The sequence below is a fragment of the Aminobacter sp. NyZ550 genome (assembly GCF_025628925.2).
GTDB lineage: Bacteria > Pseudomonadota > Alphaproteobacteria > Rhizobiales > Rhizobiaceae > Aminobacter > Aminobacter ciceronei.
This window is the reverse complement of record NZ_CP114190.1, coordinates 5,263,192-5,276,063: the sequence shown is the minus strand read 5'-3', so window position 1 is coordinate 5,276,063 and position 12,872 is coordinate 5,263,192. Positions and strand designations below refer to the sequence as shown.

Annotated in this window: 13 protein-coding genes; 5 read left to right on the top strand and 8 right to left on the bottom strand. The window is 64.4% G+C overall.

Going from position 1 to position 12,872, the window contains the following annotated elements; all coding sequences use genetic code 11:
- Positions 1-99 precede the first annotated feature (99 nt).
- Complete coding sequence (locus tag N7E70_RS26195) at positions 100-1,266, top strand: pyridoxal phosphate-dependent aminotransferase (protein WP_263008058.1); 1,167 nt, start codon at positions 100-102, stop codon at positions 1,264-1,266.
- 84 nt (positions 1,267-1,350) lie between these two features.
- Here the strand turns inward: N7E70_RS26195 and hemA are convergent, their stop codons facing one another.
- Positions 1,351-2,628, bottom strand: coding sequence for a 5-aminolevulinate synthase (gene hemA / locus N7E70_RS26190; RefSeq protein WP_067965385.1), 1,278 nt, complete (start codon positions 2,626-2,628; stop codon positions 1,351-1,353).
- A gap of 248 nt (positions 2,629-2,876) precedes the next feature.
- Between hemA and galE the strand changes: the two genes are divergently transcribed.
- From galE to N7E70_RS26175, 3 genes are all read left to right on the top strand, one after another.
- Positions 2,877-3,872, top strand: coding sequence for a UDP-glucose 4-epimerase GalE (galE, locus tag N7E70_RS26185; protein WP_192318397.1), 996 nt, complete (start codon positions 2,877-2,879; stop codon positions 3,870-3,872).
- A 209-nt stretch (positions 3,873-4,081) separates the two neighbouring features.
- The gene (locus N7E70_RS26180; protein ID WP_067965381.1) at positions 4,082-5,332 is read left to right on the top strand and encodes a D-amino acid dehydrogenase; all 1,251 of its coding nucleotides are present in this window, start codon (positions 4,082-4,084) and stop codon (positions 5,330-5,332) included.
- A 3-nt stretch (positions 5,333-5,335) separates the two neighbouring features.
- On the top strand, positions 5,336-7,162 hold the full coding sequence (locus tag N7E70_RS26175) for an alanine racemase (RefSeq protein ID WP_263008057.1): 1,827 nt from the start codon (positions 5,336-5,338) through the stop codon (positions 7,160-7,162).
- Here N7E70_RS26175 and N7E70_RS26170 read toward each other — a convergent pair whose 3' ends face one another.
- Genes N7E70_RS26170 through N7E70_RS26160 form a run of 3 tightly spaced genes read right to left on the bottom strand, consistent with a single transcriptional unit; the run spans position 7,163 to position 9,289 of the window.
- Positions 7,163-7,816, bottom strand: a complete 654-nt coding sequence (locus tag N7E70_RS26170) for an amino acid ABC transporter permease (protein ID WP_263008056.1) — start codon at positions 7,814-7,816, stop codon at positions 7,163-7,165. It abuts the gene before it with no gap.
- Positions 7,813-8,457 carry an amino acid ABC transporter permease gene (locus N7E70_RS26165; protein WP_263008055.1) on the bottom strand — a complete coding sequence of 215 codons (645 nt, stop codon included), beginning with the start codon at positions 8,455-8,457 and terminating at the stop codon, positions 7,813-7,815. The genes N7E70_RS26170 and N7E70_RS26165 overlap by 4 nt, the downstream gene beginning before the upstream one ends.
- 28 nt (positions 8,458-8,485) lie before the next feature.
- A complete protein-coding gene (locus N7E70_RS26160; protein ID WP_263008054.1) occupies positions 8,486-9,289 on the bottom strand; it encodes a substrate-binding periplasmic protein in 804 nt (267 codons plus the stop codon).
- Between the two features lie 154 nt (positions 9,290-9,443).
- Here N7E70_RS26160 and N7E70_RS26155 point away from each other — a divergent pair, with 154 nt between their 5' ends.
- Positions 9,444-10,358 carry an ABC transporter substrate-binding protein gene (locus N7E70_RS26155; RefSeq protein ID WP_263008053.1) on the top strand — a complete coding sequence of 305 codons (915 nt, stop codon included), beginning with the start codon at positions 9,444-9,446 and terminating at the stop codon, positions 10,356-10,358.
- On the opposite strand, the gene tsaA is transcribed toward N7E70_RS26155, so the two are convergent.
- The 4 genes from tsaA to N7E70_RS26135 are packed head-to-tail and all read right to left on the bottom strand — an operon-like array spanning position 10,355 to position 12,868.
- On the bottom strand, positions 10,355-10,846 hold the full coding sequence (gene tsaA, locus N7E70_RS26150) for a tRNA (N6-threonylcarbamoyladenosine(37)-N6)-methyltransferase TrmO (RefSeq protein ID WP_263008052.1): 492 nt from the start codon (positions 10,844-10,846) through the stop codon (positions 10,355-10,357). The two genes, N7E70_RS26155 and tsaA, sit on opposite strands and share 4 nt — an antisense overlap.
- Positions 10,847-10,848: 2 nt before the next feature.
- On the bottom strand, positions 10,849-11,055 hold the full coding sequence (locus tag N7E70_RS26145) for a TOBE domain-containing protein (RefSeq protein WP_263008051.1): 207 nt from the start codon (positions 11,053-11,055) through the stop codon (positions 10,849-10,851).
- Positions 11,052-11,840: an ABC transporter ATP-binding protein gene (locus N7E70_RS26140; RefSeq protein WP_263008050.1), complete on the bottom strand. Its 789-nt coding sequence runs from the start codon at positions 11,838-11,840 to the stop codon at positions 11,052-11,054. Before N7E70_RS26140 ends, N7E70_RS26145 begins: the two co-directional genes overlap by 4 nt.
- Positions 11,837-12,868 carry a FecCD family ABC transporter permease gene (locus tag N7E70_RS26135; protein ID WP_263008049.1) on the bottom strand — a complete coding sequence of 344 codons (1,032 nt, stop codon included), beginning with the start codon at positions 12,866-12,868 and terminating at the stop codon, positions 11,837-11,839. The genes N7E70_RS26140 and N7E70_RS26135 overlap by 4 nt, the downstream gene beginning before the upstream one ends.
- Between the last annotated feature and the right edge of the window lie 4 nt (positions 12,869-12,872).

Below are 12,872 nucleotides of genomic sequence, written 5' to 3'. Positions count from 1 at the left end.
ATCGCGAAAACCCCCGGCTGGCTGGACCACCGGGGGTTTTTTCGTTTGTGCCGGCACGATAGGACTAAGCCCAAGCAGCAATTCAAGCCCGGGGTGACCATGAGCCTTCTCGACGCCGTTCGCATTGAGGCCCGCAGCGCGCCGATGAGCGGCATCGAGGCAGTGGCCAATTATGGCCGTGACCGCGCAGGGCTCATCCCGCTGTGGTCGGGCGAGAGCGACATGCCGACGCCGGCCTTCATTAGCGACGCGGCAGCGCGCGGGCTTGCCGATGGCGAGACCTTCTACACCTGGCAGGCCGGCATACCGGAACTGCGCCAGGCCATCGCACGCTACTACCAGCGCCATTTCGGCAAGAGCTTCGGCGCCGACGAATTCATCGTCACCATCGGTGGCATGCAGGCGATCACCATGGCGCTGCAAGTCACGGCGGGCGCCGGCGACGAAGCCATTTATCTGGCGCCGGCATGGCCGAACTTTGCCGGCGCGGCAGGCGTTGCCGGCGTCAGGCCGGTGCCGGTGCTGCTCGACATGACCGACAATGGCTGGAGCTGCGACGTCGAGAAGATCGCTGCCGCCATCACGTCGCGCACCAGGGCGATCTTCGTCAACTCGCCGTCCAACCCGACCGGCTGGACCGCCGACCGCGAGACGCTGCAGGCGATCCTCGACCTGGCGCGCCGGAAGAACCTCTGGATCATTGCCGATGAGATCTATGCGCTGTTCCACTATGATGGCCGCCGTTCGGCGTCGTTCATGGACATCATGGATCCGGAGGACAGGATCCTGTTCGTCAACACCCTTTCCAAGAACTGGGCAATGACCGGTTGGCGCGTCGGCTGGCTGAAGACGCATCCGTCGCTCAGTCGCACCTTCGAGAATCTGGTGCAATATTCGAGCTCCGGCGTGGCGCAGTTCATGCAGCGTGGCGGCATTGCCGCTCTCGACGAGGGCGATGCCTTCATCGCCGAGCAGGTCGAACGTGCCCACAAGGCGCGCGACATCGTCTGCAGGATTCTGGGCGAGACCGGCAAGGTGCGTTTCAGCGTGCCGCCGGGCGCCTTCTACCTGTTCTTTGCCGTCGACGGCATGAAGGAGGCCGAGGCTGCCGCTTTCGACATCGTCGACAAGGTTGCGGTCGGCGTTGCCCCCGGCACCGCGTTCTGCGCCGGCGGCGAGGGGTTCCTGCGTCTGTGCTTCCACCGCCGCCTCGACCAGGTCGAGGAGGCATCGCAGCGGCTGGCCAGATGGATCAGGGAGCAATAGCCCGACCGGCGGATCCAAGGCTCAAGATGCAGAAAGGCCCGAAACCTGACCGGTTCCGGGCCTATCGAATGAGATGAGCTGAAATCAGCCGCCCGACTGCGGCACCAGCAGCGAGACGATGCGCTCGCTCTTGGGAACTTCGGTGTGGCCCTCGGTGCGATAGGGAATGCCCAGCGCGTTCCAGGTCTCGACGAGTGCTGCCTTGAGTTCGGCGATCAGCGCGTCGCTGTGGAACGGCGTCGGCGTCACGCGCAGCCGCTCGGTGCCGCGTGGCACGGTCGGGTAGTTGATCGGCTGGATGTAGATGCCGTGGACGCCGAGCAGGCGGTCGCTGGCCATCTTGCACAGCTCAGGATCGCCGACCAGGATCGGCACGATGTGCGTTGCCGACTCCATGACAGGCAGGCCGGCGTCCGCCAGTACCTGTTTGGTGTGCGTCGCCTGGCGCTGCTGGGCGTCGCGCTCGGCTTGCGAGGTCTTCAGGTGGCGGATCGACGCCGTCGCTGCTGCTGCGATCGATGGCGGCAGGGCGGTGGTGAAGATGAAGCCGGGTGCATAGGAGCGTACGGCGTCGATGACGCTGCGCGTGCCGGTGATGTAGCCGCCGAGCGTGCCGAAAGCCTTGGCCAGCGTGCCCTCGATGATGTCGATGCGGTGGGCGAGGCCCTCGCGCTCGGTGATGCCGCCGCCGCGGCCGCCATACATGCCAACCGCATGAACCTCGTCGATATAGGTCATGGCGTTGTATTTCTCGGCGAGGTCGGCGATCTCGGCGATGGGGGCGATGTCGCCATCCATCGAATAGACGCTCTCGAACACGATCAGCTTGGCGCGCTCACGGCCGGCGGCCTGCAGCAGGCTTTCGAGATGGGCGACGTCGTTGTGGCGGAACACCTTCTTCTCGGCGCCCGAGCGGCGCACGCCCTCGATCATCGAGGCGTGGTTGAGCTCGTCGGACAGGATCAGGCAGTTCGGCAGAAGCCGGCCGATGGTCGAGATGGCAGCTTCATTGGAGACGAAGCCGGAGGTGAAGACGAGGCCGGCTTCCTTTCCGTGCAGGTCGGCGAGCTCATGCTCAAGCTCGACAAGCGGATGGTTGTTGCCGGAAATGTTGCGCGTGCCGCCGGCACCGGTCCCCATGTTGCCGGCCGCCTGCTGCATGGCAGCGACCACGTCGGGGTGCTGGCCCATGCCGAGATAGTCGTTCGAGCACCAGACGGTGATTTCCTCGGCTTTGCCGTTGGCACGCCAGATGGCGCGCGGAAACTTGCCGACGATGCGCTCGAGATCGGCAAACACGCGATAACGGCGCTCGGCGTGGACCTGGTCGATCGCTTCTTCGAAAAACCGCTGGTAGTTCATATGGACGTCCCAATTTTTCAACCATGAGCATAATCAACGGTCGGTTCGGCGTCCATCGACCGTTTCTGGTCAAAATGCCACGCCCTCGACGTCCCAAACGACCACGGAACGCCGAAAAGTCCCTTGATGTGGATCAAATTCCACTGCGACCGAATGGTCAACGTGATCTCGCCGCGAAAGTCCTATCTCGCATTTGCCGGTATTGTCGGGCTACACAGAGCGCGACGGATGCGATGCGGAGTGTTGTCATGGCGGTATTGGTAACGGGCGGTGCCGGCTACATCGGCAGCCACATGGTCTGGGAACTGCTCGATGCGGGCGAGAAGGTCGTCGTGCTCGACCGGCTGTCGACAGGTTTTGACTGGGCGGTGGCGCCCGAGGCCACGCTGGTCAGGGGCGACGTCGCCGACAAGGATCTCGTCGGTCAATTGATCCGCGAGCATGGCGTCGACGCCATTATCCATTTTGCAGGCTCCATCGTCGTGCCGGAATCGGTGTCCGATCCGCTCGGCTATTACGAGAACAACACCTGCAAGACGCGCAGCCTGATCGAGGCGGCGGTGCGCGAAGGGGTGAAGCATTTCATCTTCTCCTCGACCGCTGCCGTTTATGGCGCCGCTGGCATGGAGCCGGTGGTCGAGGACGCCCGACTTGCGCCGGAATCGCCTTACGGCCTGTCCAAGCTGATGAGCGAATGGATGCTGCGCGATGCGTCGGCGGCCCACCCACTGACCTACACGGCGCTGCGCTATTTCAACGTCGCCGGCGCCGATCCCAAGGGCCGTACCGGCCAGTCGACCAAGGGTGCGACGCATCTGATCAAGGTCGCCTGCGAAACCGCACTCGGCAAGCGCGGCTCGATGCAGGTGTTCGGCGAAGACTATGCGACCCCTGACGGCACCTGCGTGCGCGACTACATCCATGTGTCCGACCTCGCCGCCGCGCACCGCCTGGCGCTCGCGCGCTTGCGCGCCGGTGGCGGCAACCTCGTCGCCAACTGTGGCTACGGCCACGGCTATTCGGTGCTCGAAGTGATCGACAGCGTGCGCCGCGTCCATGGCGCCGACTTCGCCGTCGAGATGACTGTCCGCCGCCCGGGCGATGCGGCCTCTGTCGTTGCCAATTCGGATCTGGCGCGCGGCGAACTCGGCTGGGCGCCCAAGCATGACGATCTCGATGCGATCGTCGGCGACGCGCTGAACTGGGAACGGCTGCTCAGCCGCAAGAACTCTTCCGTTATATAAGCTGCAGGTGGTGGATATCCGCCGCCCCGTCTCGATAATTGCAGCGCCAGGCGTTATGGGTGGCAAAGGGGCCTGACCCCGCACGGTGAAGGGTTCCCGCCAGAGCCTGGTGCATCGGCCAATCCTCGGCATCGCCGATGCGCAAGAAACAGTTGGAGCGTCCTTTCCGCGTGCCAGGGGCACTGCGCGACGCTCTATGGGGTGGCAGCATGAAGATACTGGTTCTCGGCGCAGGTGTGGTCGGAACGGCAGCAGCCTATTACCTGGCGCGCGACGGCCATGAGGTCACCGTCGTCGAACGCCATCCGGCGGCGGCACGCGGCACGAGCTACTCCAATGCCGGCCTGGTCTCGCCGGGCGACGCCACCGCCTGGGCCTCGCCGGCGGCGCTGAAGACCTTCATCCGCTCGCTCTATACCTCCGATCTCGGCATCAAGGTCAGGCTCAGGCTCGACCCCTATTTTTATGCCTGGAGCCTGCGCTTCCTGCGCCAGTGCACGACGGCGCGGCTGCGCGCCAACAGCGAGGTCAAGCTCCGGCTCGCGCTCTATTCGCGCCAGTGCATCAACGAGATCTCCGACGAAGCCGGCATCGGCTATGACGACCGGCGCAAGGGCATCCTCTATTTCTTCCGCTCGCAGAAGAGCCTCGACGAAGGCAGCGAGAATTACCGCTTCCTCGCAAAACACGGCCTGCCGATCGAGATCGTCGACCGCAATCGCATGGTTGAGCTGGAGCCCGGCCTAGCGGCCGCCAAGGACGGTATTGCGGGCGGCGTCTATTCGCCTGTGGATCAGACCGGCGACTCCCGCATGTTCGTCGAAAAGCTCGCCGCTTATGCCAAGGAGCGGCTGGGCGTGACGTTCAAGTTCGACACCACTGTCGAGGGCTTGGTCGTCGAGGGCGATCGCGTCGCTGGGGTGAAGACGCAAGCCGGCGTGCTCACAGCGGATGCGGTGGTCATCGCCATGGGGCCCGAGAGTGGATTGCTCGGTCGCCGCCATGGCATCGACCTGCCCGTCTATCCGGTCAAAGGCTACACCGCGACAGTGCCGCTCGATGCTCCCGAAAAGGGACCGACGATGGGCGGCGCCGATGAGGACAACCTGATCGCCTATTCCAGGCTTGGCGATCGCCTGCGGCTGGCTGCGACCGCCGAGTTCGCCGGCTTCGATCGCAGCTACAAGCCGAGCGATTTCGCCCGCCTGTTCAAGGCCGGCCAGGAGCTTTTCCCGGGCGCCTTCAATCCGCGAAAGGCCGAGGTCTGGGCCGGTCTCCGGCCAATGATGCCGGGCTCGGTGCCAGTCATCGGCCCGGCCCGCTACAAGGGGCTTTATCTCGACACCGGCCACGGCCATGTCGGCTGGACCATGGCCTGCGGCTCCGGCAAGTTCCTTGCCGACCTGGTGGCCGGCCGCAAGCCCGACATCGATCCACAGGGGCTGGTCTACGGGGGCTGAGTCATGTCTGGACCGCAAGTCGCCATCGATCTCGGTCGCATCGAGCGCAATGCGCGGGCAGTCGTCGAGCGCGCGAGCCAATCCGGCATCAAGGTGTTCGGTGTCACCAAGGGCAGCTGCGGCATGCCGCAGGTGGCGCGCGCCATGCTGCGCGGCGGTGTGGCGGGGCTCGCCGAGTCGCGTTTCGAGAACATCCGCCGGTTGCGCGAAAGCGGCATCGGCTGCCCTGTGATGCTGTTGCGCAGCCCGCCGATTTCGCGCGTCGAGGAGGTGGTGCGCACTGTCGACATCAGCCTGCAGTCGGAGCTGGAGATCATCCGCGAGATCTCGCGCATCGCCCAGCGCATCGGCCGTGTCCACGACATCATGCTGATGGTCGACCTCGGCGACCTGCGCGAAGGCATCTGGCCAAACGACCTTCTGCCGACCGTCGAGCGCGTGCTCGAACTGCCCGGCGTGCGCATTGCAGGCCTGGGCACCAACCTGACCTGCTTTGGCGCCATCATGCCGACGGAGGAGAACCTCAGCCAGCTCGTTGCTTATGCCTACAAGGTGGAGCGCCTTGCCGGCGTCAGTCTCGACTGGGTGTCGGGCGGCAACTCGTCATCGCTGCCGCTGCTTCTGGACAACAAGCTGCCGGCCGGCATCAACAATCTACGCATCGGCGAGGCGATCCTGCAGGGCGGCTACGAGACCTTCAGGCAAGAGCCGTGGCGGGAGCTGGAGTTCAACGCCTTCAAGCTCACCGGCGACCTGATCGAGGTCAAGCTCAAGCCGTCGCTGCCGATCGGTGAATCCGGCTACGACGCCTTCGGCAACCAGCCGGTGTTCGTCGACGAGGGCGACAGGCTGCGCGGCATCGCCAATATCGGCCGCGAGGACACGATGATCGAGGGCCTTGTGCCGATCCATCGGGGCGTGCGGGTGCTGGGCGCGTCGAGCGACCATCTCGTGCTCGACATTACCGACGCCGAGCCGCCGCTGGTCGTCGGCGATCGCGTCAGCTTCCACATGAACTATGGCGCGCTGTTGACGGCGATGACCTCGGAATATGTCGAGAAGGCGCCGATGCACGACATCACCGAGGTCACCGGCCGCCGCATGGTCTCGATCGTGGCCGACAGTGCTGCCGGGCCACTGCTGGCAAGACAGTCTGTTGGTACGCGGCTCGAACAGATGCAGTTCGACGTCATCGAGATCGCCGATGCCGAGCATCCGCCGGCCGGCCTCATCAGGCTGCACGCCGGTGCTGACAGGCATGTGGCGTCGAAGGCGCTGGCAACTGCCGCCGAGGCGACACATTCCCTGGGACTGATCTGGATCGATTCCATTGCCGCGCTGATGCCGGAGGGCGAGGAGGGCGTCGAGGCGCCGGAGCGCTCGGTGCTGGCGCGGCTGCTCGGCCTCGACCACAAGCCCGGCGCGCTGCAGCCGCAGCTGTCGCCCGAAAATGTCGTGCTCGTCGGGCTGCGCGAGGCCGATCCGGCGGAGGTGCGTATCCTCAAGGATTCGCGCGTCACCGCCTTCACGATGGCAGAGGTCGACGGCTCCGGCATGCGCGAGGTGATGCGCGAGGCAATCCGCATCGCCTCGTCAGGAACCGTCGGTTTCCACGTCAGCTATTCCCCCACGGCCACCGAAATTCCCGGCTGGGCGAGTGGCTCTGGCGGCATGACCGTGCGCGAGACGCACCAGGCGATGGAGGCGATAGCGCTGTCCGGCGGCATGCTGTCGATGGACGTTTCGGGATTGGCCGCGGAGACGGAGCCGCGCGTCGCCACCGAAGCGGTCAACTTCGTCATGTCCGCCTTTGGCAAGAGGATCCTCTGATCAGCGGCGGCGCGCGCTCTGCCTGGTTTCGTAGATGTACTGCAAGGCGATGATCGCCGCTGCGATGACGAGATAAAAGACCGACACCACCAGCAACACCTCGATGGCCTTGTAGGTCTCGGAGATGATGACGGTCGAGGCCGCCGTCAGCTCGTCTATGGCGACGAGGCTGGCGAGCGAGCTGCCCTTGACCATCTGGATGGCATTGGAAAACAGCGACGGTGCCGCCAGCCTGTAGGCCTGCGGGATCATCACCTTCCAATAGGTCGCAAATGGCCTGAGGCCGAGCGCCTTGGCGGCGTCGAGCTGGCCTGGGGGAATGCTCTCGAAGCCGGAGCGCAGGAATTCGAGATTGTAGGCGGTCGAGGCGAAGATCAGGCCGATCAACGCCGACGGCACCGGCTCGAGATAGATGCCGAGGCGAGGCAGGCCATAATAGAGCGCAAACAGCAGCGCCAGCACGGGAGCGGCGCGGGCAAAGAAGCTGTAGCCGATGATGATGCGGCGAAACGCGCCCTTGGGCCGCTGCATGTAGATGGCCAGCGGCAGCGCAAGCAGGTTCGACACGATGATGACGACCACTGAGATGAACAGCGTCATCGCCAGCCCGTCGAACAGCATCTGCTGGTAGGTCGGATCGAGCAGGATGTTCATCGCGCCACCGCCGGTTTCGGCTTGCGCTCGTTGAAGACGAGCAGCGGCGTGACGATCAGGATGTAGAGACCGACGGCGAGCGTCAGGAAGGTGAAGGGTGCGTTGGTGGCGGCGATACCCTGCTTGGTGACGTAGAGGATTTCGCTGACCGACACCGCAGAGGCGATCGACATACGCTTGACCGTGCCGATGGCATAGGTGATCCAGCCCTTGCGCGCCAAGGGCAGGACCTGCGGGACCAGCACCCGCAGGAACACGACCCGTCTTGGCAGGCCGAGCGCCAGGCCCGCCTCATACTGGCCGAACGGCACCGCCTTCAGCGCGCCCTTGAACACCTGATAGTCGAAGGCGATGCCGACGAGGGTAAAGGCGATGATTGTCGAGCCGACCGGGCCGAAGTCGATGCCGATCTGCGGCCCGCCGAAAAAGAACAGGAACAGCACCACGAGTTCCGGCACCGAACGGAAGAAGGCGCTGAACGCCTCGACGCCGTTGCGGAGCCACGATTTTTCGCGTCCGTAATGGACGAGGGACAACAACAGGCCGAAGACTGCCGACAGGGTGAAGACCACTGCCGACAGCCCTATGGTGAGGGCCGCCGCAACCAACAGCCGCGGCAGCCAGGCTAGTGCGATTTCCATGTCCCGCCGTCCCTCGCGGAGGTCCTGCTTACTGAGCCTTCGACCAGTCGATGGAGGCGCCAAACCACTTGTCGGCCAGGCCCTGCAGGGTGCCGTCCTTGCGCCAGGTCTCGAACTGGGCGTCGATGGCATCGGCCAGCGGCTTGTTCTTGTTGTTGACGGCAACGCTCTGAGTGATGGTCGTCAGCAGGTCGTCGAGGGTGACTGCACCGGTCAGTTTGCCCGACTTGGCGAGATATTTCGGGCCGAGGAAATCGTGAGCGGCGAAATCGATGCGGCGGTTCTCGAGGTCGAGAAACAGCTCGGTCGCGCCGGGATATTCACGGCTCTTGGTGACGCAGTCGGCTGGAAGCTTCTCCTTGGCGACCTTCTGGAAGGCGCCGCCGCGCACCGCACCCATGGTCTTGCCGCAGACATCTTTCCAACTGGTTATGTCGGTGTCGGCTTCGCGGCGGGTGATGGCTGCGCCATTGACGATGTAGGGCGACAGCAGGAAGAAGTCCTTCGAGGCCAGGCGCTCCGGCGTACGGGTCACGCCCGAGGCGATCAGGTCGAAGCGGCCTGCGGTGAGGCCCGGCAACAGCCCGGCGAAGTCGAGCTTCTCGAACTTGGCAGTGAGGCCGAGCTGCTTGGCGACGAGATTGACGACGTCGATGTCGAAGCCTTCAAGCTCGCCGGCGGCATTGGTCATGCTGAAGGGCGGTGCCGAGCCCGACGTGCCGACGGTGATGGTATCCGGTGCAACCAGGGCGGCCTTGTAGTCCTGTGCACTTGCTGCGCTCACGCCGAATATCGCAATGAGGGCCAGCAGGGCTGTCCGCGCAATTCCCATGATCACTCCTTAAATGGGCTGCTTGAAAACAGAATGTTTGCGTTATATCGCAAATTGCTAAAGCCACCAAGGACGGTAGCCAATTTGGATACAATAGTTTCTGGAGAATCTGTTTCTCAAGAACGGTCGTTCCGAAAGTTCGAGGTTTCGTGGAATGGAACTGCGTTTCAAGCTCAACTATCTGTATCAAGGGCAGAATTCGCCGTTTCTGCATGCAGTCGACGCCGGGTATTTCGGCGATCACGGCCTGTCCTGCAGCTTCGTCGAGGGCTTCAGCTCGTCGCTGGTGACGCGCGCGCTGGTGAATGGTGAGGCGGATATCGGATACGGCGATGTATCCTCCGTGTTCGAGCGGGCGCTGCGCACCGGCGAAACCGAGATCTCCTGTCTCGTGCCGATCTACGAGCACACGCCCTGCTGCCTCGGCTACATCTCCGATGGCAGGCGGCTGACCCTCGCCGATGTTCCCGGCAGCGCCCTGTGCGGTCCGAATGGCGACACCTCCGCGCGGCTCTTGCCGCTGCTGCTCAAACGCAACGGCTTCGCGCCCGACAGCTACACCTATCTCGGCGTCCAGCCCGAGGAACGCGACCGGCTGGTGGCGTCCCGCTCGGTGCTCGCGGCGACCTGTTTCGATGCGACGCTGAAATTTGCCATGCAGATGCGTGGCCATGACGCCAGCGGCCTCGACTTCCTCTATTTCGCCGACAACGGGCTCGACATCTATTCGGGTGCGCTGGTGGCGTTGAATTCGGTGCTGGACCGGGAACCGGGTCTCGCCGGCAAGCTGCAGGCGATCACGCGCCAGGCCTGGCATGATTGCCTCGTCAATCCGCAGCTCGGCGTCGATGCGGTGATCAGGCGTTCGCCCGGCATGGATCCCGATATCGTCCTGCAACAGCTGACCTGGATCCTTGAACGGCAGGTCTTCCCCGATGGCGCGCGGGCGATGAAGTTCGATCTCGGCGGCGCCAAGATGGCCAACACGTTGGAATGCGCCACCTACTCCGTCGGCGCCGAGGCCAAGCGCAGTGCAGACGGAATGGCGGCCGAGATCTGCCTGAATTAGCTGGTCTGGAAGTCTCCCGGCTGGGGCGGGGCGATGGGGCTGAACAGCGTCCGGTCGGGCTTGATGTCGATCAGCGGCGTGCCGTCGAGGCAATCCATGCCGCGCACCGAAAGCATGTTGCCCTCGATGCTGACCAGTTCGACGATCTGGGTGCCTATCGGATTGGGGCGAACGGGCGAGCGCAGCGAGAAGGTGCCGCGCGCGGTGCCGTCATTGGCCGGACTCTGGCGCACCAGGTCGCGCCGGGAGAGGTGAAGCCAGTAGAGCACTTCCAGGCGTGCGAATTGCGCGACGTCTTCGAGGGCCGCCACCCATGGCTCGAAAATCTCGACATGGCAGACAGGACCATCGGCGCGGCCCTGTCGCGGGGTCAAAAGGCGCGAGTCCCAGGGTGTTCGGATGCGGCCGATGAAATAGATCTCGGCATCGTAACCCGAGGGCAGTGCGACGGCACTTTCAGCGTCGCGGATTTCGTTTTCGCGGACCACGCTCAGTCGACCGCGACCATGACGTCGGAGGCCTTGATGACTGCATTGGCGTCCTTGCCGACGGCGAGCTTCAGGTCGTCGACCACCTCATTGGTGATCGAGGCGGTGACGACGGCGCCGCCGATGTCGATGCGGACATGCGATGTTGTCGTGCCTTTGATCACTTCGACGATCTTGCGTTTGATCTGGTTGCGGGCGCTGATCTTCATGGTGCGTTCCTTTCGTTGAGGGTTGGCGTGCAGACATGGCGTCCGGCTTGTTCGAGATAGGCCACTGCAACGCCGACGCCATAGAGAGCTTGCAGCAATTGCGGTGTCAGCACGTCGGCAGGCTTGCCGATGGCGACCAGTGCCCCCGACTGCATCAGCGCGACGCGGCTGGCGCAGGCAAAGGCATGGCTGGGGTCGTGGGTGGAAATGACCACCGCCATGCCTGAGTCCGCGAAGCTCGAAATGCGACTCAAGACGCGGGCCTGATTGCCGAAGTCGAGGCTGGCCGTCGGCTCGTCCATCACGATCAGTTCGGGCTCTTGGGCGAGTGCGCGGGCAATCAGCGTCATCTGCTTTTCGCCGCCCGAGATGTCGGTGACGGGGCGGGTGGCGAGATGGCCGATGCCGAGGGCTGCCAGCGCTTCCTGCGTGATCGCCCGGTCGGCCCTGGTCGGTGAGGCGAAGGTGTCGATGCGGCTGGCGCGGCCCATCAAGACGACGTCAAACACCGAGAATGGGAAATAGGCGCCGGTGGCCTGCGGCACATAGGCGATGTGGCGGGCGAACTGTGCGCGCGAGAAGGTCGAAATGTCCTTGCCGTTCAATTCCAGATGTCCGCCCTGGCGCGGCAATAGGCCGAGCAGGGTCTTGAACAAAGTGGTCTTGCCGCAGCCATTGGGACCGAGCAGGCATAACACTTCCCCGCGGTCGACCGACAGCGTGACCCCTTGGCCGATTTTGACGCGGCCATAGCCGAATGCGAGATCGGTTGCCTGAAGCATCATTGCCAGCCTCGCCGGGTCGTCAGAAGCAGATAGAGGAAGAATGGCGCGCCGATGGCGGCGGTGAGGATGCCCAGCGGGACCTCGATCGCGGCGATGCTGCGGGCAAGCGTGTCGACGCCGACCATGTAGGCGGCGCCGATCAGCATCGAGGTCGGCAGCAGGCGCGAGAAATCGGGCCCGACGAACATGCGCGCGACATGCGGCACCAAAAGGCCGATCCAGCCGATGATGCCTGAAATGGAGACGGCGGCGGCGGTCATCAGCGTGGCGGCGGCGACGATGACGATTCGGATCCAGCGGGTCTCGACACCAAGTGCGCGTGCCTCCTCGTCGTCGAGCGTCATCAGGTTCATGCGCCAGCGCAGCAGCACCATCGGCACTAGGGCGACAAGGACGGCGGGCAGGATGGAGACAAGGTCGGCGCGGTTGATGCTGGCAAGGCTGCCGAGCAGCCAGAAGGTGATGGCGGGCAGCTGGTTGTAGGGATCGGCGAGCACCTTGAGCAACGACACGCAGGCGCCCAGCAGCGCGCCGATGGCGACGCCCGCCAACACCAGCACGAGGATCGGGTCGCGCTCGCGCACGATCGAGCCGATGGCATAGACGATTGCCACAGCTGCCAGCCCGCCGGCGAAAGCGAGGCCCTGGATGGCGAGCACTGACAGCGACAGGAATATGCCGACGACCGCGCCGAAGCTGGCGCCGCTGGAAACGCCCAGGATGTCGGGAGAGACAAGCGGGTTGCGGAACAGGCCCTGATAGACCGCGCCCGCCGCTGCAAGCGAAGCGCCGACGAGGATGCCGGCGCCGACGCGCGGCAGACGCACGTTCCAGATCACGGTCTCGATCGTCGGCGCAACGCCGCTTTCGCCGCCTGACAGTTTGGCCATGACCACGGCGAACATGTCGCCTGGCATCACCGGATATTTGCCGGTCAGGATCGCTACGAGGAAGACGGCGACGAGCAGAGCCGCCAGCGCGCCGATGGCAATCGGCCCGGCGCGCTGGGCTTTTGGCTGCTGCTGCAAGTGC

Coding starts and splice junctions, on each gene's coding strand:
- N7E70_RS26155 (WP_263008053.1), top strand. CDS start 9,444: ATGGAACTGCGTTTCAAGCTCAACTATCTGTATCAAGGGCAGAATTCG.
- N7E70_RS26180 (WP_067965381.1), top strand. CDS start 4,082: ATGAAGATACTGGTTCTCGGCGCAGGTGTGGTCGGAACGGCAGCAGCC.
- N7E70_RS26170 (WP_263008056.1), bottom strand. CDS start 7,816: ATGAACATCCTGCTCGATCCGACCTACCAGCAGATGCTGTTCGACGGG.
- N7E70_RS26175 (WP_263008057.1), top strand. CDS start 5,336: ATGTCTGGACCGCAAGTCGCCATCGATCTCGGTCGCATCGAGCGCAAT.
- hemA (WP_067965385.1), bottom strand. CDS start 2,628: ATGAACTACCAGCGGTTTTTCGAAGAAGCGATCGACCAGGTCCACGCC.
- N7E70_RS26145 (WP_263008051.1), bottom strand. CDS start 11,055: ATGAAGATCAGCGCCCGCAACCAGATCAAACGCAAGATCGTCGAAGTG.
- N7E70_RS26165 (WP_263008055.1), bottom strand. CDS start 8,457: ATGGAAATCGCACTAGCCTGGCTGCCGCGGCTGTTGGTTGCGGCGGCC.
- N7E70_RS26140 (WP_263008050.1), bottom strand. CDS start 11,840: ATGATGCTTCAGGCAACCGATCTCGCATTCGGCTATGGCCGCGTCAAA.
- N7E70_RS26195 (WP_263008058.1), top strand. CDS start 100: ATGAGCCTTCTCGACGCCGTTCGCATTGAGGCCCGCAGCGCGCCGATG.
- galE (WP_192318397.1), top strand. CDS start 2,877: ATGGCGGTATTGGTAACGGGCGGTGCCGGCTACATCGGCAGCCACATG.
- N7E70_RS26160 (WP_263008054.1), bottom strand. CDS start 9,289: ATGGGAATTGCGCGGACAGCCCTGCTGGCCCTCATTGCGATATTCGGC.